The sequence below is a fragment of the Nodularia sp. LEGE 04288 genome (genome assembly GCF_963896525.1).
Taxonomy (GTDB): Bacteria; Cyanobacteriota; Cyanobacteriia; order Cyanobacteriales; family Nostocaceae; genus Nodularia.
On the sequence record NZ_CAWQOY010000182.1, the window covers coordinates 1 to 25,304 of the forward strand.

Below are 25,304 nucleotides of genomic sequence, written 5' to 3' on the forward strand. Positions count from 1 at the left end.
CTCTTCGCTTGCGGGGAGGGGCTAGGGGTGGGGTTCTTTGCTACCCAAACCACAGTTTTACCTTCATTTTCCAGAGATTGCGCCGATTTTTGTAACTCCTCTGGGAACTGGGTAACGTATTGCTTGATAAAAACGGCATTCCCCACAAACACCTGTTGATTGTTGACAAAACCGACAATTCCCTGTCCGGGTATAGCTTGGACATCAACCCCACGCACCCACTCTGTACCAGCCGCCTGGACAATGGCTTTCGCAATGGGATGTTCTGAGCAAGATTCCAAAGCGGCTGCGGCTTTTAATACCTCAGCTTCCGAATATTCACTACTAGAAATTACTTGAGATACTTGGACATTACCTGTAGTGAGAGTACCAGTTTTATCAAAGGCGATCGCGCGAACTTGACCAATTTTTTCCAACTGCGCCCCATTCTTAAACAAAATCCCTTGGCGCGCACCATTCGCAATTCCTGATAACAGTGTAGGCATAATTGCCGCCATCAGCGCACAGGGAGAAGCCACCACCAAAAAAGTCAAAGCGCGGTAAATCGTAACTTCCCAACTCCAACCCCAAATAAAGGTTGGTAAAAAGACTAACAATAAACCAGCAACCACAATTACCCGCGCATACATCCGTTCAAATCGTTCAATAAACTGTTGAGAAGGGGGTGCTTCCGTCTGTGCTTGTTCCACCAATCGAATTACACGCTGAATCAAACTGCTAGAAGCTGGTTTGTGTACCTGAAGTTTCAAAGCCCCAAAACCGTTCAGCGTCCCTGCAAAAACTTCATCTCCTACAGACTTTTCAATAGGTAAAGATTCCCCTGTAATTGCGGCTTGATTCAGAGTACTATAACCAGAAACAATCAACCCATCAGTAGGAATCAACTCACCTGGTTTCACGATAATTTCATCACCCACCTTCAGCTGAGTAATGGGAAGCATTTCTTCCTCTCCCTTCAGTAAAACCCTAGCTGTATCTGGAGTTAAACTCATCAAACCCTTGATACTGCGTTCAGTGCGCCGCATCGCATAACCTTCCAAAGCGCCACTAATAGCAAAAATGAGAATCAAAATCGCCCCATCTATAATCAGATGATATTCCCTGCGCCATAAACCCAGACTAGCAGCACCAAGCGCCGCCACAATCATCAGCAAATCGACATCTAACTCCTTTTCCTGAATCAGAGTAGTCAAACCCTCACGGGCGCTTTCGTAACCACCAATCACATAAGCAGCAGGTAAAAACAGCAAAGCCCATCCCAACCAACCAATATGTAAAGCCAACCAGCCCAGAAACAACAGCATTCCACAAACCAAAGCCGCCAAAGTATCCGAATGTTCTTCTGTAAATTCTGTAAAACGCTGAGAATAAACCATAAGAATTGCATAAATAATCACTCCCTAACCCTAAACCTTGACATCACTGTCAATGTCAACCCCACAAAAAACCTCTCCGCGTACCTTTGCGTTAACCTCTGCGTACCTCTGCGTTAAAAAATATTTACCAAAAAATGGTTTTTACCGGATAATTAACTGTGATAAAAAACTCTGGAGTAACAATGCTAGAAAAAAAAGGCATCACTCGGATTTCAAGGTTATCATTTCAATCACCTTGGTTGATTATAATTATTTTTTCTACTCTCGGTTTAATCGGTATTCTCAACCATTCAATGTGGAGAGATGAACTAAACCCCTGGCTAATTGTCAGAGATAGTGAAACCTTTGGAGATTTAATTGCCAATATTCATTACGAAGGACATCCAGTGCTGTGGTATTTTTGTCTAGCAGTTCTCAGAAACATTTCTGAGAATCCCGTAATTATGCAAATGTTCCATTTAGCTATGGCGATGGTTTCCGTTGCTCTGTTTTGCTTATATAGTCCCTTTAATCATCAACAAAAGTTTTTATTCTCCTTTGGTTTCTTTCCTTTTAATGAATATCTGCTGATATCTCGCAATTATGCTTTTAGTATGCTATTCATTTTTGCTTTTTGTAAATTATTTCCATCCCGGAAAAAAACTTATGTTTACTTAGCAATTTTATTGGGTTTGCTGGCTAATAGTAGTGCTTACGCCTTATTTGTGGCATTTTCTTTGTTATTGACTTTGCTAGTCGAGTTTTGGTTTGACATTGAACATCGAAATCAGTATTTTAGCCAAAGTTCCAAATACGATTTATTTTTAAGCCTGGGAATTATCTTATTTTCTTTGATTTTATCGATTTATATTATTACTCCACCAGCAGATAGTTATCTTCATGGTGGGTTAGAGAATGGATGGGTGAATCAATTAGATTTGCGTAATTTATTCAGAAGTCTAGGGAGATTATTTGGCAGTTATTTCTTAATCATACCCACACATAAAAGATGGCTCGATTTAATTGTGTGTGGTTTGATAGTTTTATTTGTTGTGGTTTTAACGGTAATTAAACTAACTAAAAAGCCTGTGGCGTTGTTTTTTTACATCATCGGTAATTCTATTATCTTGGCATTTACCTATTTGAGATTTTTAGGTGCGCCGCGACATTTTGGACATTTTTATTTAATTTTTATAGCAGCCTTATGGTTGGGAAGTTACTATGCAGAATCGGCATTTTTAATCAATAAATTTAAAATCAAACCAAAAACAATTACTTTTACTGACAAATGGCATCATATAGCCTTTATGCTCATCCTGTATGTGCAGTTTATTGGCGGAATTGGCAGTTTTACCAAAGACTTAATTATCCCATATTCAGCTAGTCGGGCAACAGCTAATTATATCCAAGCCTCTCAATTAAATGATGAATTTATTGTTGCCAGTCGAGATGCTAATATGGCGGCATTATCGGGTTATCTCAACCGAAAATTATATTATCCTGAACTGCAAAAGCTGGGAAGTTTTACACTTTTCAAAGCCGGTCGTCAACCGATAGAACAACCTGAAATATTAGGACAAATTACTTCACTGTTAACAAATCAACCAGACAACAGCAAAATTTTGCTAATTTTAAATAAAAAACTGAATGTAAATAACCAGGATTTAAAGATTGTGCCAATCAAAACTTTTGAAAAAGCTTGGGTGAATGATGAACGATATTATCTTTATTGGGTAAATAAAGTATAGAAATTATATTGAATTTCTGTTGGCGTAGCCAGGGCTTGGCGCTGAAAAATTAAATACAAAAATATCCGCGTTTATCTGCGTCCATCTGCGTTTAATTATTACTGCGTGTACCTCACTTGAATGGGAATTGCCATAAAGTAAATAAACACTGAAAAAGCAAATATTTAACTATGAATACTGGTTGCTTAACAATTAAAGAACTTACCGATGCAGTAGGAGAAGGCATAACCCCCCGCATGGTGAGACATTACCATCAACTAGGACTATTACCGCAACCAGAGCGATCGCCTAGCAATTATCGGCTGTACACAGATAGAGATATAATCAGATTGCAGCGCATCGTCGCCCTAAAAAATCAAGGTTTCCAACTCAACCATATTCGCAACATATTAGAAACCGAACCACAGACAGACAACCTCATAGAACAACTCCAGCAGCAATATCGGGCGGTGATGCAGCAAATAACCCAACTGCGACAAACAGCCTCAGCCTTAGAGAACTTACTCGGACGCGATCGCCATTGTCAAATCATGCAAGCCGAAGTCCTATCCCAACTCAAACATTTAGAAGTAGAAACCCAAATCGGACTAGGAGAACTCAATCAATTGTGGAGTGGCTTAGATGCAGAAGTACATCATCATCCAGAAGCATTCACCGAATCATTGCAGAGAATTTTACCCGACTTATCCCAGCGTTCCGAAATTGAACAAGATTTAATTGCCCAATTAGTGCTAGCCAGCGGTGATGTTAGTTTAGTATCCTTTGTGAAAATCAGTCAAAGTGCGATCGCAACCAGTCGAGAAAGCCTCAAATCAGGGTGTAACATCGTCGTAGATATCCCCACCGTCGCCGCAGCCTTAGATCAAACCAGACTCACCCACCTCGGCTGTCAAACCATCACCTTAATAGACAACCCCCATATTACCACCGCCCCAGAAGCCGAAACAGAATTTTGGCAACAGCAGAAATGGCGAAAAAAACTCACCCAAATTAGTAAAAACAGTATATTAGTCATAGGCTACGCCCCCTCAGTCCTCCTAGAAATCTGCGAAGCCATAGACCAGAAAAAAATCCAACCCGCCCTCATCATCGGCTTACCCATAGGCTTCAGTCACGCCCCCGCAGCCAAACGCAGACTCATGGAACAACCAACACCATACATAACCATAGAAGGAACCCTTGGCGGAGGACTCCTAGCCGCCACAACCCTCAACTCCCTACTAGAAACACTAATAAATAAACCCCATTGCCACTGCCATCTTACCTCTTAATTCTTTCCCCCTTTGCGCCTTTGCGCCTTTGCGCGAAACATTCCTCCTACCCCCTCCGCCGCAAAATCAACCAAGTAACAACCGGAGTCCCAATCAAAGCCGTCACCGAATTGAGAGGTAAAACCAACTGATTTCCAGGTAACTGAGAAACCAAATCTGCAACCAAAGCCAAAATACCCCCCATCATTATCACCGCAGGAACCAAAACCCGATGGTCAGAAGTATTAAATAAACTCCGACACAGATGAGGAACCGAAACCCCCAAAAAGGCGATCGGACCACAAAAAGCCGTAATTGCCCCTGCTAAAATAGAAGCACTAGTAATCAACCAAAACCGAGTCCGTTGCACAGCCAAACCCAGAGTACTAGCATAAGATTCACCCAGCAGCAGCGCATTTAAAGGTTTCGACAACAGAATAGCCACCGCCAACCCCAAAACCACCACAGGGGCTAAAACTAAAATTTGCGTCCAAGTCACACCGCCAAAACTGCCAAAAGTCCATTGTAAGTAAGTTTGGATATTATTAGTTTCACTAAATTGCAACAAAATACTCACTAAAGCACTCGTAGCATAGCCAAATAATAAACCTAAAATCAGCAGTTGCATTGTATCTTGAACCCGACGCGCCACAAGTAAAACTAAACCTAAAGCTAAACCTGCGCCTAAACTGGCTGCTATAACTAAACTTAAATCAGCAATTATTCCTAAACCTTTAAACATAGCACCAGCACCAGTAGCACTTGTTGTTAGAACAACCAAAGCTACACCTAAACTTGCACCAGAACTAATTCCTAATACAAAAGGTCCCGCCAAAGCATTTCTAAATAATGTTTGCATTTGTAAACCACTGACTCCCAAAGCTGCGCCGGCTAAGGTTGCTGTTAAGGCTTTGGGTAAGCGAAATTTGAGAATAATATTTGTCCAAGTGGCTTTTTCTGGTTCTCCTCCTAGTAAGATGGTCAGGACTTCGTTAATGGGTATATGGACTGAACCGAAACCTAAATCTAGTAAAAAGGCGAAGATTAAAGCTGATAGTAAGGTGAGGAAAATTAGATATTGTTGGGTTGATTTTTTATGAGTTAGGAATTTAACGAACCGCCAAGTGCGCCAAGTACGCCAAGTGAAGAAAGAGAGGATTTCACGCATTGTTTAAAGTTCGTAGTGAGGACTTTAGTCCTCAAGTTAATTTGCGGTAATAAACGAATTGATGATTGGGTAATAAATCAGGATGAAATATTTTAATTAAATCAGCTAAAACCACATCCGGGTTACTAATACCTCCTTCCCAATAGTCGTTGCCTTGATTTTCATTTAATCTGGCATCATTATTATAAAGGTTGCCTATTTTTACAGCTTGAAAATCACCATAGCGATTATCTGCATTCAATAAATCTGTTAAGTTCTGCCAAGCTTGACTAAAGTTCAGCCAGTAGTCAGCATTAGCAGCACGTTCTAAGATAATCTCGAAAGATAGGGGAAGGCTACCAGAAGTGTTATCATTATTCCATAGATAATTTGCCCCAGCGTCATTGAGATATTTAGCGACATAACTATTACCTCCTGGCATATACCAAGTTCCTTTAAAGTTGAATCCTACAAATACACTAGGACGATTATTTATAGACTTGGTTGTTTGAGCAATTTCTTCATATTTTCTAGCAATTTCACTAAATAGCTTTTCCGCTATTTCTTCCTGATTAAAAAACAAAGCTGTAAATTTCATCCACTCAGTTCTTCCTAGCGGAGAATTTTCCATATATTCAGTATTGATGGCGACTTTTAACCCAGCATCTACTAATTGCGGATAACTATCTGACTGTGAATTCCCCACCGCATAGGTTGTAATTAAGTCGGGATTTAAATCTAATATCTGCTCAATATTAACATTATTATTTCTCCCCACTTCTGTGATTTTTCCGGCTTTAATTCGGGAAATTACCTCAGCCGTATTGACTTGTTTAAAATCACTCACACCGATGAGTTTATCCACCACTCCTAACTTAGCTAAATGAGGTAAATGAGTCGTCGAAAGAGAGATAACCGAATTTACCGGGACAGTAATTACTTGCGTTTCTAAAAAATCCGGCGGTACTGGTGCGCCACACTGCACTAAAACATATTGAAAACCCGTATTAGCATTACGCCAAGGATTTTTAACCGTGACAACTTTGTAATGTTTATAATACTCCACATCAAAACCAGTCGCATAATTAACGCTCACTTTTGCCGGAAAATAATCAATAGTTGGATCATATTTTTGACCACAGGCGCTGCTACCCAGAGGACTGGTCTTATTACAAGCAATAACCAACGTAGCAACCAAAAACAAAACACAGAGAAAAAACTTGATTTTCCATCGACGAACCTGAGCAAACCTCATATATTTTCCTCTATCATGTCTTCCTCTGTGTTCTCTGCGCCTCTGTGGTTCAATAAATCCAAATTCATCCGACACAGGAGGATAAGAATAATCCCTGACCTGATTACCCCTCACCAAATGTTCCTCAACAATAATTTCCGCCACATCAGGAGTAACGCAAGTGTACCAACTCCTATCCTCAGAATGAAACACGCCCTAGCCCCAATTTGCAAACCTCTAAACAGCCAGATGTCCTGACTTCAATATCCAAACCCGCATCTGCATGGGGATATTGTCAACTGGTAATTTCGGCATAAGTCAGAAATTTTTAGGACTTTTTGCGCCTAAATCCGGTTATTCGCTGGCATTGACTCATCTGTGTACCCTGCGGTTAGCCATGAATTCTTCAGTGTATCTACGCAAGAGATCAGCGGAGTATCCTGTTTTGGTTAATTCACAGTCTGAGTAACAGAAAATTAGAATAAATTTAATACCAGATGTATAATTAGCGCGTCTGCTCTTTCATGAAAAGATAAAATTCATGATTGTCCAGCTTTCTGTACCTAGATAAACAGCATTATGTGGCAACAAGAAAAAAAAGATAGTGCGATCGTCAGTCTGGCATTATTACTGTCCTTTGCTACTACCCCTATGGCAGTACCTTTGTTCGTACCGACACCAGTGCTGGCACAATCTGCCACTGACGCTGATTCTTTTCCACTACCGGAAACTGTGGAAGATGGAACTACGGTGCGGATTGATGGTTCGATGAGTTTGGCTGCAATCAACCAAAGTTTAAAACAACGCTTTGAGCAAGAGTTTTCTGGTACAAGTGTAGAAGTTGCTGCTAATGGGACTAATGAGGCTATCTCAGCTTTGTTAGATGAAAGAGTTGATCTAGTAGCGATCGCTCGTGGTTTGACTCCAGAAGAACAAACCCAAGGTCTGGCGCAAGAACAGTTTTACCAAGAAAACATTGCCATCATAGTTAGTACAGATAATCCTTTTCAGGGGAGTTTGACTGATCAGCAATTCGCCGATATCTTCCGGGGAAATATTACCAACTGGTCAGAACTGGGAGGAAATGAAGGTACGATTCGATTCATTGATCGCCCTGAAACCAGTGATACCCGCAATGCGTTTCGCACTTATGCGTCTTTCAAAGGTGCTGAATTCACCACGGGTGCTAATGCTACCCAAATAGCAGATGATAATACTGCCGAAATTGTTAAACAACTAGGCAATGACGGTATCAGCTATGCAATGGCTCATCATGTGTCGCAACTGCCAAATGTGCGTGTGGTTCCGTTAAATGAAACTTTACCAGATAATCCTAACTATCCCTATTCTCAGCCTCTAGTTTATGCTTACAGGGAAAATCCTAGCGCCAATGTAGCCAGTTTTCTCGGCTTTATTCTATCACCACAACAGCAAGCTATAGAAGCAGCTAGAGCCACAGCCGCAAGCGCGATCGCCGGAGGCGGGGCTTTGCCCATCATCGCCCAGGGTGCAGCACAAACACCAGCAAGTCCTACTCAAGATGCAGGAACATTAGATCAACAGCAGCCTCCAGAATCTAGTTCTAACGAAATACCTCTGTGGTGGCTTTTGTTACCTACGGCTGTGATTGTGGCTTTAGTATTGTGGCTTTTCCGCTCACGCCTATGGCCAAGTAAGGCTAAAAATAACACCTCAGATGGCGACTCCCCGGATATTTGGGAGAATGAAGTGGCAACAAATAATCCAAATATTGCTCCGGCTGTGGGTGAACCTCTCGACGAAATGTCGTTCGAGGATGACGCTATCGGGTCGGTTTGGGATGAACAAGTCGGTAATCAAGAAGAATCGCTGACAACCAATGATGACAGTAATTATCCGGAAGTAGAGTCTTTTGATGAAGAGCCATCTCCCTGGGATATAGAAGCACCGGCATCTGTTGTCAATACTCCATACCCTCAATTACCAGATATCTCTCAGGCGAGCTGGGAAGAGTCGCAGTTTTCAGATGTGGTATCTGATGGGGAAAATCTCGATGTCAAAGATTCTAGTGACGAAATAGCAGAACAGCCCCAGCTAGAACCGGATTTAATTACGGATGTGATCTCAAATGAAACTAGGGACCTAGCTGGCGATATGACTACAGAAGCCAGTGTCGGCTCTCAGGTAGCAACCACTGATGATACAACAGATGACAGTAATTATGATGAAGTAATATCCCCATCAAGTGAACAAATATCAGATGAGGTCACAAATTCTCATCCCTTACTCCCAGATATTACTGAAGATATATTGAATGTAGTCGCGGATGCAGCTGAACCTGTCAACGATGAAACTGTTGCTGATCTGCCAGAGGAGTCAGATATTTTTGCAGATAGCGCCACCTTTGTGGGAACAGTTATTGGTGCATCGGCTGGCAATCAATGTGAGCCGGATTTTGAGGAAGAAGTGCTGAATGATACGCCAGAAATGCCTTTGTTGAATCTCGATGGCGAGAGAAATATTGTCCTCAAGCCCCGAAATGCGGAATGGGTTTATGCGACTTGGTACATTGATGAAACTTGTCAGCAAGCATTAGCAAATCAGGGCATATCTCAATTAAGGCTGCGGCTATATGATGTCACGGATTTAGATTTGAGTTATCAGACTGCGGAGTTTGTCCAGGAATATGAACTTGATTCAGAGATAGAACTTTATCTTGCCATTCCCCAAAGCGATCGCGATTATCTTGCGGAAATAGGTTATGTCAGTCCAGGCAATCGCTGGATCACAATTAGTCGTTCCGAAAGGGTTCGCGTCTTTGCTACACCCCTGGAAGATACCACAGCAGACCCAGAACTTCATCTCGATGGGGAACAAAGTATTGTCCTCAAGCCCCGAAATACGGAATGGGTTTATGCGACTTGGTACATTGGGGAAACTTGCCAGCAAGCATTAGCAAATAAGGGCATATCTCAATTAAGGCTGCGGCTATATGATGTCACAAATTTAGATTTGAGTTATCAGACTGCGGAGTTTGTTCAGGAATATGAACTTGATTCCGAGATAGAGCTTTATCTTGCTATTCCCGAATGCGATCGCGATTATCTTGCGGAAATAGGTTATGTCAGTTCAGGCGATCGCTGGATCACAATTATTCGTTCCGAACGGGTTCGCGTCTTTGCTACGCCTCTGGAAGATACCACAGCAGACCCAGAACTTCATCTCGATGGGGAACAAAGTATTGTACTCAAGCCCCGAAATGACCAATGGGTTTATGCGACTTGGGACATTGGGGAAACTTGTCAGCAAGCATTAGCAAATCAGGGTATCTCTCAATTAAGGCTGCGGCTATATGATGTCACAAATTTAGATTTGAGTTATCAGACTGCGGAGTTTGTTCAGGAATATGAACTTGATTCAGAGATAGAACTTTATCTTGCCATTCCCCAAAGCGATTGTGATTATCTTGCGGAAATAGGTTATGTCAGTTTAGGCGATCGCTGGATCACAATTACCCGTTCCCCCAGGGTTCACGTCTTTGCTACACCCCGGCAAGATACCATAGAAGACCCGGTTCTCAATCTCGATGGGGAGCAAACTATTGTTCTCCAGACCCGAAATGCCGAATGGGCATATGCTAGTTGGAATATTGGTGAAATGTGCCAGCAAACATTGTCAAATAATGGCATCTCTCAATTAGGGTTGCGGCTGTATGATGTCACAAATTTAGACTTGAGTTATCAGACTCCGGAGTTTGTGCAGCACTATGAAATAGAGTCAGGAAGAGAAGAAAAATATATCGCCATTCCCCAAAGCGATCGCGATTATCTTGCCGAAATAGGCTACTTAATGACAGGCGATCGCTGGATCACAATTGCGCGTTCTCCAAGAATTCGCGTCTTTGGTATACCCTTGACAGATAACACAGATGAAAATCTCGCCACAGAAGATGCAACATTGGTGGATTTGCCCAATACAAATAGTGAGAGTAGTCTTCTGCTGAAATGCCGGACTCCCAAATGGGCTTATGCTAGTTGGTATATTTCCCCAACTCACACACAAATACTTCAAAATAACAACATCTCTCAATTAATGCTGCGACTGTATGATGTCACAGATTTAGACTTGAGTTATCAGACTCCCAATCTAGTACAGCAGTACGAATGCGACGAAATCACCAGCGATCGCTATGTGGCAATTCCCGCAACTAACCATGACTACATTGCCGAAATCGGTTATCTTGCAAAAGGCGATCGCTGGGAGTGCATCGTTCGTTCGGAAACGATTCGTGTCTTTAGTCGTCCCCAAGTAGATTTTTGGTTTGTTGCAGATGTGGAATTAATTATCCACGGATCAACAGAAGCAGGTGCAACAGTAAATATTGCGGGTAAACCCATCAAACTCAAATCAGATGGAACTTTTCACCTGCGGATTCCTTTCTCAGATGACTCCATTAACTATGTGATGACAGCAATTGCTGCGAATGGGAAGGACACTGCAACTATCACGAAGAATTTCTCTCAGGAAAATTCCGAAGGCTAGGGGAGAAGAGGCAGGGGTGCAGGGGGCAGGGTGCAGGCTTGCCCTGAGCGCAGTCGAAGGGGAGAAGAGGAAAGGCAGAATACAGTGAATAAGTGCAAAATAATTTCAACTTTACCCACTCTCCACTCCTCACTCCCCATTCCCTACTCCCTAATCAATTAAGCAGGTTCAAAATTCATCGCCACACCGTTCATACAGTAACGCTTACCAGTGGGTGCAGGGCCGTCATTAAACACATGACCCAGATGTCCACCACAGTTGCTGCAATGCACTTCGGTTCTAGTCATAAAAAATGACCGATCTACAGTCATAGCGATCGCGCCTTCAATTGGTTGGAAAAAGCTCGGCCAGCCAGTACCACTGTTAAACTTGGTGTCAGAGGTAAACAGTGCTTGTCCACAGCCAGCACACACAAAAGTCCCCTGATCGTATTGCTTATCGAGTGCGCTAGTGAAAGCGGGTTCAGTACCGTGTTTTCTTAAGACGCGAAACTGTTCCGGCGTTAAAATTGTCCGCCACTCTTCTTCAGGTTTAGTAATTGCAAACTGGCTTTTAGAAGTTGTCATGTTCTCGGAACCCCGGTTGATATTGCTTGCTAAGAATGTCGTGCCGATGACTGCACTACCATTTAAAAAATAGCGTCTGTTCATGATCTATATCTTATCGTTAACTAATTTTGGCCACAGAGCCGTCGAACAATTTTAGATTTTAGATTTTAGATTTTAGATTGACCACATACATAAATGTCAGGACTCAAAACGCGGATGACTATAGATCCATTAGTCACCAAAACAAAGTTCATACTCTTCTCTAGAAATATCAGGGCTAGTTTGCAGATAATTACCCAGGCGATCGCAAGCATTGTCCAGCAGCTGATCGAGATTTGATGTTTGCAGTTCTATCTCCTCCAGGTTCCACAGTTTAATCGTGGCATCTTGACCCCCAGAAACTAGCATTTTACCGTCAGGACTGAAACTAACGCTTTTGACACCGCCATTATGCCCAGAAAAGCTTTTCAGCAAAATCCCACTGCTAATATTCCAGACTTTGATAGTATCATCATCACTAGCTGAAGCGATCATTTTGCCGTCCGGCGAGAAGCTAACCTGATTCACCAAATCACTATGTCCCTGGAAAGTGTGCAGTAGTGAACCATCCAAATTCCAGAGTTTCACAGTTTTGTCCTGACTAGCGGAAGCAATAGTTTTACCATCGGGAGAAAAATTAATCCCCCAGACACTAGCGCTATGACCTGAGAGAGTTTTCAGCAAACCACCGTCTCGCTTCCAGAGTTTGATAGTTTTATCCGCACTTGCAGAAGCCAGAATTTTACCATCCGGGCTAAATTTGACATTAGTCACCCAACCCTGATGACCCTCAAGAGTTTGCCACAAACCACCGTCTCGATTCCAGAGTTTGATAGTTTTGTCTGCACTACCAGAAGCCAGAATTTGATCATCAGGGCTGAAACTCATACTCCTGATCCAATGCTTATGTCCTTCCAGGGTATGCAGCAAAGTCCCATCTCGTTGACGAATCTGGATAGCCTGATTTGCACTTGCCAAAGCCACTGTATTACCATCCCTGCTAAAACTAATACTGGTAACATCTTCGATGGGAGAAGGCAAAGTTTTGAGTAACTGACCATTCAAATTCCAGAGTTTCATCGTGTTGTCAGCACTCATAGAAGCAATATTACTGCCATCAGCCGTGAAGCGGACATCATTGACACTATCTTTATGTCCGTAAAAAGTTCTGGGTAAATCTCTTTCTATTTGCCAAAATCGGATTGTATTGTCATCACTAGCCGAGGCCAGTCTGTGGCTATCTGGGCTAAAACTCAGACTATTAACCTCATGGCTATGTCCTTGCAAAGTACCTAACAGATTACCTGCACGAGTCCAAAGTTTGATAGTTTTATCAGCACTGGCTGAGGCTATGATCTCACCATCAGGAGAAAACTTGACTTGCCAAACACCACCACTATGTGCTGCGATCGTTCTGAGCAAATCACCGTCACGACTCCAGAGTTTAACTGTCCCATTAGCACTAGCGGAAGCAATTGTTTGTCCATCCGGGCTAAAACTGACATCCAAAACTTCTTGCGTACTGGCTGGCAAAGTTGATAACAAACGACCGTCCAAACTCCAAAGTTTAACAGTGCCATCATCACTCGCTGAGGCTATGAGATCACCTTCTGGAGAGAACCTGACGCTATTTATACTGCGGCTATGTTCGAGAAAAGTTACCAATAACTTACCATCGCGACTCCAAAGCCGAGCCGAATTGTCATTGCTAGCAGAAGCCAACATTCGACCATCCGGTGAAAAACTGACGCTATTCACACCATGAAGGTGTCCGGTGAGAGTATTCAGTAACTTACCCTCACGACTCCAGAGTTTAATGGTACTGTCACTACTAGCAGAAGCCAATATTTGACCATCCGGGGAGAAACTCACACTATTCACACCATCATTATGGTCTGTGAGAGTTGCGAGTAAACTGCCATCACTTTTCCAAAGTTGGATGGTGTTATCTGCATAACCAGAAGCCAACATTTGACCATCCGGGGAAAAACTGACGCTGCTTACCCAAGAATTATGAGTTAAACGGTGACGTTCTTGAGTGCCATAAACTGCCTGTTGGAGGATAGTTGCTGTTTGAGCTTGGATATTTATCGGGATACCAGGAGTAATTTTTTGTACTTCTCTCCCTGCCTTGAGGCTAGTGAGTAATGCTTCTAACTGATTATGGGAGAGGAGAAAGTTTTCTGACAAAGAATTTAAAGCTTGTATCTCTCGTAACTGGGCTTTTTGAGTTTGTTGGTAAGCTAAAACAGCTAAACCAAAAGCTGTCAGTCCCAGAATACTCATAATTCCCACAGTTCTTTGAGCTTTTCTGAGTCTATTTTTTTCTTTTTGTTGTTGGCGTTGTCTTTCGATTAAACAAGCTTGAATAAAACGTTGGACATCAACAGATACTTCGTCAGTGTAATGGAGATAAATTTCTTCAGCTTCGGCGAGGCGAACCCCTTGTAAGAGAAAATCTGGTTGTTCATCGCTATTGATCCACAAAGCTGCGGCTTGGGCAATTTGACGATGCGATCGCAACATCGCCCGATTTTCCTCTAACCACCAGCGCAACGTAGACCAGTAACGAATCAGCACTTCGTGGGCTACTTCCACAGTTACAGGCGAATATGGAGGTGATCCCAGAGAAGTTTTTTCTTGTTCTCCTAGTCCCCGGCTTTCCCCAAACGCCTCGGCATCTTCTTCTAAATTCACAACTACCAGCTTGGCAGCAATTAACACTTGTAATGTTCTTTCTACCAATGGAACCGGATATTTTTGGACAATTAACTCAGATTTGAGTACCCGTCGCCGAGTATCTTCCGTACCCTCACCCAACTGAGTCAGCGACAGAAAAATCCACCGGGCGCACTCTTGAGCTTCTAAATCTAAACTGTTGTAAAGCTTTTGGGCTTTGCTTTCCAGCGCTCCTTTAATTCCGCCCAAATGCTGTTGGTACGCTTGTAAAGTAATTGCCGCATTTTCGCGGTATTCCCACAACTGTTCCAGAACAAATTCTAACAGTGGTAAATCCCCAGGAGATTGGTGTAACTCCTGCACCAGCACTTCTACCAATTCCGCCTCAACTGTTAAACCCACTTGTTCAGCAGGGTTAATAATAATCTGGCGATACTCTTCTTCAGTCAAGCAGGGAGGTAACAGCAGACTCGACTGCTGCAACAACTTCGCCAAAGTCGGAACTTCTAAACAGGGAGCGATAAAGTCAGCCCGCAAAGTAATAATTAATTTAAACTTTTCTGGTATATGTTCCAGCGCCCCTAAGACAACTGCTAAAAAACGCTGTCTATCGTCACTGGATGCAGTAGTAAATAATTCTTCAAACTGATCTATCACTAAAACTACCATTGTTTCTGGGCGATGACGTACCCAGAGCGCAAATTCTTCTATACCCTGGGACAACATCGCTTCTAGTTGCAATTGCTGATAAGCTTTTTCCTTTTCAGTCCCGCTATCTACTAAACGGCGTGATAAAGCTTGCAGAGGATTTGCACCAGGGCGAAAGCTTCTCATCCACCAATTTTCACTACCTAGTAAGAGTTTTCCCCGTCGCAGTTGGGCGATTAATCCCGCCTGTACCACAGAAGATTTACCACTACCAGAAGCCCCCACCACAGCAATAAATGACTTCTGCCCTAAGTCACTAATTAATTGCTGAACCACAACTTCTCTACCGTAAAAATACGCAGCATCTTCTTCCCCAAAAGCCCGCAATCCCCGGTAAGGACAAAGCCCTAAATCAATCGCTGCTGTTGACTCAACGCCTCGATTACCAGAACTGGCGGGTATAACTTCAATTACGCCTTGTGTACCAGATAGCCAGATATGCAAGGGAAATTCATGGTTACAGAATAATTGCAATTGGGTAATCCAAGCCGCTGCTGAGAGGCTACCTTGAATTTGGGCTGCTTGTAAGGTAGAGTGTAGCGCTTCGGCAAATTTTTCGGGATGATTTTTTGGTGCAGCCGCCGCAATGATACATTGCCCTTGCTCAAATCCTAGTTGCAAATCCTCCACCCAATCTTGTAGAGGTGCATAGTCATTTGTCACCGGGCAGTCTAAAATAATGATTTGTTGGGCATAAGTTGAACGCCTGAGCTGTTGCCTTAACCAGGAACGACTCAGGCGGACATTTTCTGCTAAAACTAAAACAGGTTCACCAACTTCAGTTTCCTCCAGTCGTCCACGTAAATATAACAGGACAGTGGCAAAAATTCTGGGGTGGTTTTGCGGTGCTAATTCTGTAGTTTGTAAACAAGTTTGAATAGTAGAGTGTAAATCCTGAGTGGTAGTGTCTGGCGATCGCGGCCAATACTCTAACTCAAAACCACCCACACCCCGTAACAGTTTACTCACAGCCAGGGTAGTCTGATTATTTGCTAGCCCTTCTAAAATTAAAGCTTGTCGGGGAGAAGACGATTCCACAAAGGCTGGTTTTAATCCCAGAATCACTTCCCCCACTCCTTCCACAATCCGCTTCGGTGTTTGCTGCGGATATTCGGAATACAGATTAGTGTCGCCGCGACTTTTGTTTTGCTGATTAATCAGTCGTAATTGCTGATTCGTTTGCTCAATATATTGGCGCGTTTGATGATAAACATATCTGTACAGTCCATCAGCATCAATCAAACCTTGGGGATCAGCCGCTTCACCACGCAACCCACGCATTAAGTAATATGTAAATACGCCATGTCCCAATTCGGGAAATTCCCAGGATTGTTGATTAGTATCACAGGAAAGCAAAGCATAGAATCCTTTACTCTGTTTTGCTCGTTGGCGTAACAATTCCACCATCTCAGATGTCGGATTGGGCAAAGATGCTGTACTGATCTCACTTCTAGCAGATCGGAATGTCAGGCTACCACTATGACAAGCATCCAGCCACACTAACTGAGTCTGCGCCTGACTATTTCCCAACAGTTGCAAAATTTCCTCTAAACCCAAAGCTGTGTTGAGTAAGTCGTCTGTTTGAGTATCTGCTAGACACAAAAATGCTTGTTGAGAATTTGGCTTCAGCATCCCATGTCCAGAGAAATAAAATAAAATCGTGTCCTGTGGTTGAGCTGCGGCAGTAATTTCCTGTAAGCTAGCACGGACTGTGGAGAGAGTCGGCAAGCTAGAACTTAAATCGTGGTGAACCCTTTCTGCGGTTTGGGGAAATCCTTGGGTTGCGTCGGCTAAAGCTGCGGCTAAACCCTGACAATCAACAGCCGAGTAGCGTAATGAAGGTAGTCCCTTGTCTTGGTATTTGTTGACTCCTACCAACAACAGCCAAAATTGTGCCTCTCCTAATTCTAGGACATGGGTTAAATGACTGGTAGCTATACCTAGTGGAGACATTTTAAATTTGCTGGGTAATTATTAAATCTGGATCAATTAAGACTTTCGGCACTGTAACCCAAAGGGGATGCCGTTCCAACTAGTATAACCACTAGCAATATTCCGATTCATGGTGTGCATGATCAGCAACCAGTTGTCTGTATTTTTATACCGCAAGGGCAATATATGGTCTCGCCGTGAAGAAGGGGGATCGCCAGCAGCAAACGCTCTCTGTTCAATCGATACCCAAGGACCGCCATTATCGCTGACACGTCCGGCAATTCTGGTACCGGCAGTTGTCGTACACAAACCATCTTTACATATTCTGGTGTCCCCTAAACCCAGTTCTAACACAGCTTGACGACCATCTAAATTACATCTCCATTTTCCCGCCCAATCAGGGAGAATTACCGAAAAATTGGGTTGAAAGCCCCGTCGTAGAACAACGGCTTTTAATTCATTAGTGTACCAAGATGCTGCTATACTCATAATAGTGGAAAGGTAATCAACCACTTAAAAAACCTAACTGTCGAAAGACAAAGCACTGAACCTTGATAATTGAATCTATGCGGTTCTACTGCATTGTTCTAGTTTCCTCCTAGCAGTAGGTAAAAGACTCATAGGGGCTAGACGACTCAGAATTTTGAAACAACTGTTTCAAACTAAACAGGACTTGCACTAATGCAAATAGGGTAGGGCATACCCGAATTAACGCTTGGGGAGAATCCCACCTCTGGTCTAGATGACGCAAGGACTCTAGGTTAAGTGGTTTCGTTGAACCAAGAATCCCCGTCGATTTATCGCGGGGAGTGTCAAATCCGTGGGGTTGAGCCGTCCGTAGGTCGTGGACTGAACATCTTGTACTAACATTACATAACCAGCGGTTGTGCCTGAAAACACATTTATCGGTATTTTGTTCATTTTCATACCTACGGGGTAATCATAAAAGTTTTTAGGGAGCATTTTCTGTATAAGTTTATTGATGTTAATTTATGCAGTTTTGTGCCGGGAAAGAACCGGAATTTTTATAAATTGACATATTAAGAGAGTAAAAATTACTCAATAATCTTACTTGTATAAACGAATAAATAAAAAAAACGCCAATTTGGCGAGATTTATAAAATTATCTTTGTTAAAGTATTGGTTGTAAAAGACTTGTGGGCTTAATAGTCCAAGGTTTACTACACTTCAAGAGCATTGATAGGATTACTAATTCCAATAGTTCTGTCAATTATGCTCTATGAATTGAAGATTGCTACGAGATTTTCTGTAGTGGTCTCAACCAATCCCTTCTTCTCGCAAAAGGGACAAGTAGAATCATAAGTCCTTGTTGATTTACTCCTATCCTTACCTCGTTCAACCATGATATGAACGGGGTATTTTTCATGGTTTTTCTCACGACAATTTACGACTAAGACACCCCAGACAAAATTAAAATGTCTGAGGTGTTATTGTGCATCAGGGTGTTTATTAACGTGAAATCAAAATTGTTTTGGTAGCCCAGCCTGCTTTAAAATAGCATTAGCTGTATGGCGTGATTTTATACAGTTGTCAACAACAAACGATTGCTGATTGATTGGACTGTGCCAAAGTTCATGATCTCCCTTCCCGTGACGTTTAAAATAACACCCTGAGTCTAAAAGAATTTGTTTAAGTTGTGGAGTATAGGAAATGCCCATTTTAACAAGCCATAGTAATAGGTTCGAGTAAATGGCTTGTCAAATCTAAAAAGAGAGGTTCTGTACTCGAAAGCTGCACTTGATTTAGCTCAATAAGCTCTGGAATCATCACTTTCAGCTTTTCTGACAGCTTTTCTGCTGTATCAGCTTCTGTTGCTAATCCAGGTAAATCATCACTTGTAGCAACCCAAACTCTAGCTTCAGCATCCCAAAAAGCCTGTACTGCAATGACTTTTTTTCCCATATCGTTTGCTCTCTATCTGATAGGTTGGGGATTTCTATCTTTAGTGTAGGACAAAGTTGGAAAAGATATATTTCACTTTCTGGTCAAATTTCAGTAACTTTCACATAGAGCGATCGCATGATGGCGGATATGATCTTCAATAAAACTAGCGATAAAATAATAACTGTGGTCGTAGCCTGTTTGGTAACGTAAGTTGAGAGGCTGATTCACAGATGCACAAGCTTGCTCAAACACTTCTGGAAGTAATTCTTCAGCTAAAAATTTATCCGCAGTTCCTTGGTCAATCAAAATGGGACTGTGATATCCTAATTGTTGGACTAATTGACTAGCATCATAATTACGCCACGTTTCTTGATTTTTGCCTAGATAACCACTGAAAGCCTTTTGACCCCAAGGCGATCGCATTGGTGCAGCAATCGGTGCAAAAGCTGAAACTGATTTATATAGATGCGGGTTTCTTATAGCACATACTAGCGCTCCATGTCCTCCCATTGAATGACCAAAAATACCTTGTTTATCAGGTATAATTGGGAAATTTGCGGCAATTATCGCTGGTAATTCCTGGACGATATAACTATACATTTGGTAATGCTGATGCCAAGGTTCCTCAGTAGCATCCACATAAAAACCTGCACCTGTACCAAAATCCCAATCGTCATCTTCACCTGCAATACCAGTGTTGCGGGGGCTAGTATCTGGTGCGACTAATATTAAGCCGTACTCAGATGCGTAACGCTGCGCCCCAGCTTTGGCTAGAAAATTCTCTTCAGTACAAGTCAAGCCAGAAAGGAAATAGAGAACGGGTATTGGCTGTTGAGTGGCTTGTGGTGGTTCATAGACGGCGAAACGCATCTGACTTTTACAGGTGGAAGAAAGGTGAGAGTAAAAGCCGAGTTGGCCGCCAAAGCTTTGATATTCTGAGATCAGATCCAGATTAGTCATGATTGATCAAGTTTTAGGCGATGATTCCATCAAATCATCATTTGCCGCTTCAGACGGATAAAAGCGATCGCTCATCACTTCTAGCAGAGTATACAAACATTGTTGGGGAAAAGTTGATAATGGCAAGTTGGTTTCACTTGATGCTAAATCTCTAGCATTTTCATAGGCTTCTGGGAGTATTTTTTCTAAGTCAGGCTTGAGACGAGAATTTTCGCTGAGTAATTTGAGAATCTCCCGCCGTTGAAGTCGAATGATTACCAACCAATTACGACTGCGTTGTGCTGATTTAAATTCCCACTTGAGTAAAGTTCCAATTAATATGCTGAGGCGATTTCGTAATTCTTGACGTTCCAGTCTCCCTAAAGATTCGATCTCCGCAATTAAATTGGGTAAGTCCAGCTGGTTCCATTGCTGATTACGCAGCAGATAAGATTGTTGCTTTGTCCAAGCAGCAAAGTCGGTTTTATAGAGGTTATCTTTGAGATTTGCCAATGATTTTCCAGTTTGTGGTGTTTGCATGACTCAACAGACGCGATTCATCGTACAATTTTGTTTCTGCCCAATCAGTACCGAAGGTTTTTTGGGTGAATATTTCCCAATGCTCATGTAATTTTACAAGCGATTGCCTCTTGTATTTCAGACAATTAAAATGTCACTACGCTGCGGATTGATTCGCCTTTGTGCATTAAATCAAAAGCTGTATTAATCTCTTCAATCGGCATGACATGAGTAATTAAATCATCAATATTTATTTTTCCATCCATATACCAATCTACAATTTTCGGCACATCTGTACGCCCCCTAGCGCCACCAAATGCCGAACCTTTCCAAACGCGTCCAGTTACTAATTGAAAAGGACGAGTCCTGATTTCTTGTCCTGCACCAGCGACACCAATAACGACACTCACGCCCCAACCTTTATGACAGCATTCTAAGGCTTGACGCATCACATTTACATTACCAATACATTCAAAACTATAATCAGCACCGCCTTTGGTTAAGTCCACTAAATAAGGAACTAAATCACCCTCAACTTCTTGGGGATTGACAAAGTGTGTCATCCCAAATTTTTCGGCTAATGCGCGTTTGCTGGGATTAATATCTACCCCGACAATCATATTCGCTCCCACCATCCGCGCCCCTTGGATGACATTCAAACCAATACCGCCTAAGCCAAAAACCACGACGTTTGCTCCTGGTTCCACTTTGGCTGTATTAATAACTGCACCCACGCCAGTAGTTACACCACAGCCAATATAACAAACTTTATCAAAGGGGGCATCTGGGCGAATTTTGGCGACGGCAATTTCTGGTAATACTGTGTAATTAGCAAAGGTAGATGTACCCATGTAATGATGCAGCATTTCCCCGCCAATACTAAAGCGACTGGTGCCATCGGGCATGACACCGCGCCCTTGAGTGAGGCGAATTGCTTGACAAAGATTGGTCTTCATGCTTAAGCAATATTCACACTGCCGGCATTCTGGAGTATATAGAGGAATGACATGATCTCCTGGCTTGAGGCTAGTCACACCAGCACCAACTTCTACTACCACACCAGCGCCTTCATGTCCCAAAATTGCGGGAAATAAACCTTCAGGATCATCACCAGAAAGGGTGTAAGCATCGGTATGGCAAACTCCAGAGGCTTTAATCTCAATTAAGACTTCCCCGGCTCGTGGTGGCGATAATTCCACGGTTTCAATAGTCAACGGCTTACCCGCGCCGTAAGCGACTGCTGCTTTAACTTCCACAATTAGCCTTCCTGTATAAAAGTTGTATCAATGGGCTGATATGAGTTTATATCGGCAAGGGGTTAGAGAAACTTTTTGTTACTTTTTTGTAAATTAACTATAAAATTGCAAAATTGCTTTTTCCATTGATATTGGTACATTAGTTACAGGCGGCAAACCTGGACGATGATATCGCTCCGCCATCAGAGACTGATAATTTTGTTAACTCCGACCTTATCTTTATTTTTACAAAGCTTATGAACCCTGCCCTCACGAAAATTGGCGCTCAAATGTCTAACTTGACTGGCGTTAGAGCGATTATGAAGGATATTATTGAAACTTTAAAAGCTGGGGTAGGGCAAGAATTTATTAATTTGAGTGCTGGAAACCCGTTGATTTTACCAGAGGTGGAACAGTTGTGGCGGGACTGCACGGCTGAATTATTGGCTGGTTCGGAATACGGCGAGGTGGTTTGTCGTTACGGTTCGAGTCAGGGTTATGCACCGTTGATTGAGGCGATCGCCAATGACTTCAACAAACGCTATGGTTTAAACTTAAGCGATCGCAATATTTTAATTACACCCGGCAGTCAAAGCCTCTACTTCTACGCTGCCAATAGCTTTGGTGGTTACACAACAAGCGGCGAACTCAAGCAAATCGTTTTACCTCTCAGTCCCGACTATACGGGTTATGGCGGTGTTTGTTTAGAGCAAGAAGCCTTAATCGCATATAAACCAACTTTAGATATTGATGAGGCGGCTCACAGGTTTAAATATCGTCCAGATTTCAGCCAACTATCAATTACAGACAGCACGGGTTGCGTCATCTTCTCTCGTCCCTGTAACCCCACTGGTAATGTTCTCAGCGACGATGAAGTGAAAAAAATTGCGGCTTTGGCTGCACCTTACAATGTACCTGTGTTGATTGATTCGGCTTATGCGCCGCCTTTCCCAGCTTTGAACTTTACAGAAATGACACCAGTCTTTGGTGACAATATCTTGCATTGCATGAGTTTATCAAAGGTGGGATTACCTGGAGAACGCATCGGTGTTGCCATTGGTGATGAAGGCATCATCCAAGCATTAGAGTGCTTTCAGACAAATTTGTGTATTCATCCCTCACGCTATGGTCAAGCTATAGCCGCTATCGCCATCAACTCTGGTGCTTTACCTAAAATCGCTGAAGAAGTGATTCGTCCCTTCTACCAGAAAAAGTTTACTGTGCTAGAAAATACTTTAGATACGGCAATGCCCAAGGATTTACCTTGGTTCCTCCATCGCGGTGAAGGAGCTATATTTGCTTGGTTGTGGCTACAGGATTTACCCATGACTGATTGGGAATTTTACCAGGAACTGAAGCAAGTGGGTGTGATTGTTGTACCTGGTAGTACCTTTTTCCCTGGTTTGCGGGAAGAATGGCAGCACAAGCACCAATGTTTACGCATTAGTCTGACTGGTACTGATGAAGAAATTGCCACGGGAATGCAGCGTTTGGCACAGGTGGCTGAACAAGTTTATCAGCGTGCTGTTGTGAGTCTAAAATAATGAAAACGAACCGCCAAGGCGCAAAGGTCGCCAAGAAGAAGCAGGGGAGCAGGCTTGCCCTGAGCGTAGCCGAAGGGGAGCAGGGAGCAGGGGAGAAGTTTCTCAACCCAGTCCCCAATGCCGATGAATGGTTAGAAATTGGTAAAATTGTCGCCCCTCAAGGGTTGTCTGGGGAGTTGCGGGTTTATCCAGAATCGGATTTTCCGGAACGGTTTGAGGTTCCGGGAACACGTTGGTTATGGCATCCTGGGGATCAGGAACCACAACCGATAGAGTTGTTGTCAGGTCGTTATGTGGAAGGGAAAAACTTGTGTGTGATTACCTTGGCTGGAGTGAAAAATCGCAATGATGCCGAGGCGTTGCGCGATTATAAGTTGATGGTTCCCGCAAGCGATCGCCCCCAATTAGGTGAAGATGAATATCATGTCACCGATTTGATCGGGATGTCCGTCTTCATGCAAGAATCTGGAGAACTTGTGGGCGAGGTGGTAGATGTGATTCCGGCTGGTAATTTTTTATTGGAAGTGAAGCTGCATCAGCAAAATCAAGCTGTTCCCTCAGAAACATCACAGCCCAAATCCCCGAAGAATCTTTTGATCCCATTTGTTAAGGCGATCGCCCCTGTAGTCGATGTTCCATCCCGTCGGATTGAAATTACTCCCCCTCCTGGGTTGCTAGAACTAGGTAATGGGTAATAGGAAGAGGCAAGGGGAGAAGAGGAACGGGGGCAGGGGGCAGGGTGCAGGGGAGAAGAAGAACGGTTGTTAAGTAACGGCAAGTTTAAAATAATTTATAACTCCCCCTTGCTCCCTGCACCCTGCTCCCCTTGCACCCTGCACCCCTGCCTCTTCTTCCCCCTATTCCCTACTTTTCATCTGCTGGGCTACCCCACTTGGCTCGGAAATTATCAAAGTTGTGGTTGCTACTGCCATGATGCCAATCATGGCTAGACATAGCACAGCTGTTCTTTGTCTCAATTTGATTGCCGCAGCTAAAGTATCTATGGTATGATCATTATCAGTAACTTGAATTGGCTGAAGTGCTTTTAAAGCCAAAAATGCATTAGCATAGCGGTATTTCCATCTACATTTCACCAACTTCATCAACCACAATTTAAAACGCGGATTGAGTTGGGGAACTAATTTCTGGAAATTCAAACGATACTTACGATCTATTAACTGACAAATATCAATAGAACGGGTATTAGTCAATAAGCAAATCAGTGTTACTCCTAAACTATATAGGTCTGAAGCTTGGGTGAGGGGATGACCAAGTTGTTCTTCTGGAGGCATAAAACCTGGGGTTCCGGAAGCAAAGCTGCTGAGAGCCATTTTCACTTCCTCTAACCGAGCCAAGTCAAAATCAACTAAGTAAGCATTGAGATGCTCATCAACTAAGATGTTTTCTGGTTTAATATCCCGATGAATAATGGGGTCGGCTCGTTGTTGCAGATAAACTAGAATTTCTAAAATTGATACCGCTATTTGTTTGATTTCTTCCGGGTTAAAGCTGCGTCGTAAACCCAGAGATGGAGCGTTTTTATACTCCTGTACCAGATAAAAGTAATCTGGCATTTCAAAAGAGTTTATGTAGCGCGGAATCCGAGGATGATCAAGTTGTTGCAAGATTTGAATTTCACGTTCATAAGTTTTCAAACCTGACCAGTCAGCACTGGTACTGGCAACATTGAACTCTTTAATTACTACCTGTTGATGAGATTGACAGACCTTAGCCAGGTAAGTAATACGCCCCTCTACCTGATTGCGTCCTAGTTCTTTAATAACTTCATAGCCTAGCTGAGAAAAATCAGGATAATGACTGAGGCGAATTGCCTTTCGATTATCTACATCAAGCTCCATTACACACACCATCTAAGTCTGATTTTGTCAAGGTGCAATTAAAAAATAAGAGGTTTTTACCCAGTATTGTTACCCTGCCCACACAAAGACGCATTGTATGAATAGAAAATAGTTTTTGCATCTATCCACAGGCTAGATGCAA

The 25,304-nt window shown here is 42.8% G+C and carries 16 protein-coding genes and 1 pseudogene; 5 read left to right on the top strand and 12 right to left on the bottom strand.

Features of this window, described 5'->3' with window-relative positions; translation table 11 throughout:
- Nucleotides 1-1,376, bottom strand: a 1,376-nt coding sequence (locus AACX33_RS26010) for a heavy metal translocating P-type ATPase (RefSeq protein WP_227788824.1), incomplete at its 3' end; no start/stop codon positions are given.
- Nucleotides 1,377-1,558: 182 nt separating this feature from the next.
- Between AACX33_RS26010 and AACX33_RS26015 the strand changes: the two genes are divergently transcribed.
- On the top strand, nucleotides 1,559-3,103 hold the full coding sequence (locus tag AACX33_RS26015) for a hypothetical protein (RefSeq protein WP_193999741.1): 1,545 nt from the start codon (nucleotides 1,559-1,561) through the stop codon (nucleotides 3,101-3,103).
- Between the two features lie 170 nt (nucleotides 3,104-3,273).
- Nucleotides 3,274-4,374, top strand: a complete 1,101-nt coding sequence (locus AACX33_RS26020) for a precorrin-8X methylmutase (RefSeq protein WP_193999743.1) — start codon at nucleotides 3,274-3,276, stop codon at nucleotides 4,372-4,374.
- A gap of 46 nt (nucleotides 4,375-4,420) precedes the next feature.
- On the opposite strand, the gene AACX33_RS26025 is transcribed toward AACX33_RS26020, so the two are convergent.
- From AACX33_RS26025 to AACX33_RS26035, 3 genes and pseudogenes are all read right to left on the bottom strand, one after another.
- Nucleotides 4,421-5,521, bottom strand: a complete 1,101-nt coding sequence (locus AACX33_RS26025) for an iron ABC transporter permease (RefSeq protein WP_193999745.1) — start codon at nucleotides 5,519-5,521, stop codon at nucleotides 4,421-4,423.
- Nucleotides 5,522-5,552: 31 nt separating this feature from the next.
- On the bottom strand, nucleotides 5,553-6,755 hold the full coding sequence (locus AACX33_RS26030; protein WP_193999953.1) for an ABC transporter substrate-binding protein: 1,203 nt from the start codon (nucleotides 6,753-6,755) through the stop codon (nucleotides 5,553-5,555).
- A gap of 75 nt (nucleotides 6,756-6,830) precedes the next feature.
- Nucleotides 6,831-7,011 (bottom strand): annotated as a pseudogene (locus AACX33_RS26035) ((2Fe-2S) ferredoxin domain-containing protein); the annotation flags it as partial.
- A 302-nt stretch (nucleotides 7,012-7,313) separates the two neighbouring features.
- Here AACX33_RS26035 and AACX33_RS26040 point away from each other — a divergent pair.
- Entirely contained in the window at nucleotides 7,314-11,255 is a 3,942-nt protein-coding gene (locus AACX33_RS26040; RefSeq protein ID WP_227788825.1) for a DUF4912 domain-containing protein, read from the top strand.
- Between the two features lie 158 nt (nucleotides 11,256-11,413).
- Here the strand turns inward: AACX33_RS26040 and msrB are convergent, their stop codons facing one another.
- From msrB to AACX33_RS26075, 7 genes are all read right to left on the bottom strand, one after another.
- Nucleotides 11,414-11,905, bottom strand: a complete 492-nt coding sequence (gene msrB, locus AACX33_RS26045; RefSeq protein WP_193999747.1) for a peptide-methionine (R)-S-oxide reductase MsrB — start codon at nucleotides 11,903-11,905, stop codon at nucleotides 11,414-11,416.
- A gap of 129 nt (nucleotides 11,906-12,034) precedes the next feature.
- A complete protein-coding gene (locus AACX33_RS26050; protein WP_193999749.1) occupies nucleotides 12,035-17,182 on the bottom strand; it encodes an nSTAND1 domain-containing NTPase in 5,148 nt (1,715 codons plus the stop codon).
- 36 nt (nucleotides 17,183-17,218) lie between these two features.
- The gene (locus AACX33_RS26055; protein WP_193999751.1) at nucleotides 17,219-17,650 is read right to left on the bottom strand and encodes a DUF6006 family protein; all 432 of its coding nucleotides are present in this window, start codon (nucleotides 17,648-17,650) and stop codon (nucleotides 17,219-17,221) included.
- Between the two features lie 1,191 nt (nucleotides 17,651-18,841).
- Nucleotides 18,842-19,084 carry a DUF1902 domain-containing protein gene (locus AACX33_RS26060; RefSeq protein WP_193999753.1) on the bottom strand — a complete coding sequence of 81 codons (243 nt, stop codon included), beginning with the start codon at nucleotides 19,082-19,084 and terminating at the stop codon, nucleotides 18,842-18,844.
- A gap of 90 nt (nucleotides 19,085-19,174) precedes the next feature.
- Nucleotides 19,175-20,026, bottom strand: a complete 852-nt coding sequence (fghA, locus tag AACX33_RS26065; protein ID WP_193999756.1) for an S-formylglutathione hydrolase — start codon at nucleotides 20,024-20,026, stop codon at nucleotides 19,175-19,177.
- Nucleotides 20,027-20,032: 6 nt separating this feature from the next.
- Nucleotides 20,033-20,545: a DUF29 domain-containing protein gene (locus tag AACX33_RS26070; RefSeq protein WP_193999758.1), complete on the bottom strand. Its 513-nt coding sequence runs from the start codon at nucleotides 20,543-20,545 to the stop codon at nucleotides 20,033-20,035.
- Nucleotides 20,546-20,670: 125 nt separating this feature from the next.
- Nucleotides 20,671-21,780 carry an S-(hydroxymethyl)glutathione dehydrogenase/class III alcohol dehydrogenase gene (locus tag AACX33_RS26075; protein WP_193999760.1) on the bottom strand — a complete coding sequence of 370 codons (1,110 nt, stop codon included), beginning with the start codon at nucleotides 21,778-21,780 and terminating at the stop codon, nucleotides 20,671-20,673.
- A gap of 236 nt (nucleotides 21,781-22,016) precedes the next feature.
- Here AACX33_RS26075 and AACX33_RS26080 point away from each other — a divergent pair, with 236 nt between their 5' ends.
- Together AACX33_RS26080 and rimM are read left to right on the top strand one after the other, a co-directional pair.
- The gene (locus AACX33_RS26080) at nucleotides 22,017-23,303 is read left to right on the top strand and encodes a valine--pyruvate transaminase (RefSeq protein ID WP_193999762.1); all 1,287 of its coding nucleotides are present in this window, start codon (nucleotides 22,017-22,019) and stop codon (nucleotides 23,301-23,303) included.
- Nucleotides 23,303-23,998 (top strand): ribosome maturation factor RimM, encoded by a 696-nt coding sequence (gene rimM / locus AACX33_RS26085; protein WP_193999764.1) that lies wholly within the window; start codon nucleotides 23,303-23,305, stop codon nucleotides 23,996-23,998. The genes AACX33_RS26080 and rimM overlap by 1 nt, the downstream gene beginning before the upstream one ends.
- Nucleotides 23,999-24,160: 162 nt before the next feature.
- On the opposite strand, the gene AACX33_RS26090 is transcribed toward rimM, so the two are convergent.
- Entirely contained in the window at nucleotides 24,161-25,162 is a 1,002-nt protein-coding gene (locus AACX33_RS26090; protein WP_193999766.1) for a serine/threonine protein kinase, read from the bottom strand.
- Nucleotides 25,163-25,304 lie beyond the last annotated feature (142 nt).

Excerpts from the sequence above, each read along its gene's own strand:
- AACX33_RS26040 (WP_227788825.1), top strand. The coding sequence starts at position 7,314 with ATGTGGCAACAAGAAAAAAAAGATAGTGCGATCGTCAGTCTGGCATTA.
- AACX33_RS26055 (WP_193999751.1), bottom strand. The coding sequence starts at position 17,650 with ATGAGTATAGCAGCATCTTGGTACACTAATGAATTAAAAGCCGTTGTT.
- rimM (WP_193999764.1), top strand. The coding sequence starts at position 23,303 with ATGAAAACGAACCGCCAAGGCGCAAAGGTCGCCAAGAAGAAGCAGGGG.
- AACX33_RS26070 (WP_193999758.1), bottom strand. The coding sequence starts at position 20,545 with ATGCAAACACCACAAACTGGAAAATCATTGGCAAATCTCAAAGATAAC.
- AACX33_RS26020 (WP_193999743.1), top strand. The coding sequence starts at position 3,274 with ATGAATACTGGTTGCTTAACAATTAAAGAACTTACCGATGCAGTAGGA.
- AACX33_RS26090 (WP_193999766.1), bottom strand. The coding sequence starts at position 25,162 with ATGGAGCTTGATGTAGATAATCGAAAGGCAATTCGCCTCAGTCATTAT.
- AACX33_RS26030 (WP_193999953.1), bottom strand. The coding sequence starts at position 6,755 with ATGAGGTTTGCTCAGGTTCGTCGATGGAAAATCAAGTTTTTTCTCTGT.
- AACX33_RS26080 (WP_193999762.1), top strand. The coding sequence starts at position 22,017 with ATGAACCCTGCCCTCACGAAAATTGGCGCTCAAATGTCTAACTTGACT.
- AACX33_RS26015 (WP_193999741.1), top strand. The coding sequence starts at position 1,559 with ATGCTAGAAAAAAAAGGCATCACTCGGATTTCAAGGTTATCATTTCAA.
- AACX33_RS26050 (WP_193999749.1), bottom strand. The coding sequence starts at position 17,182 with ATGTCTCCACTAGGTATAGCTACCAGTCATTTAACCCATGTCCTAGAA.
- AACX33_RS26025 (WP_193999745.1), bottom strand. The coding sequence starts at position 5,521 with ATGCGTGAAATCCTCTCTTTCTTCACTTGGCGTACTTGGCGCACTTGG.
- AACX33_RS26060 (WP_193999753.1), bottom strand. The coding sequence starts at position 19,084 with ATGGGAAAAAAAGTCATTGCAGTACAGGCTTTTTGGGATGCTGAAGCT.
- fghA (WP_193999756.1), bottom strand. The coding sequence starts at position 20,026 with ATGACTAATCTGGATCTGATCTCAGAATATCAAAGCTTTGGCGGCCAA.
- msrB (WP_193999747.1), bottom strand. The coding sequence starts at position 11,905 with ATGAACAGACGCTATTTTTTAAATGGTAGTGCAGTCATCGGCACGACA.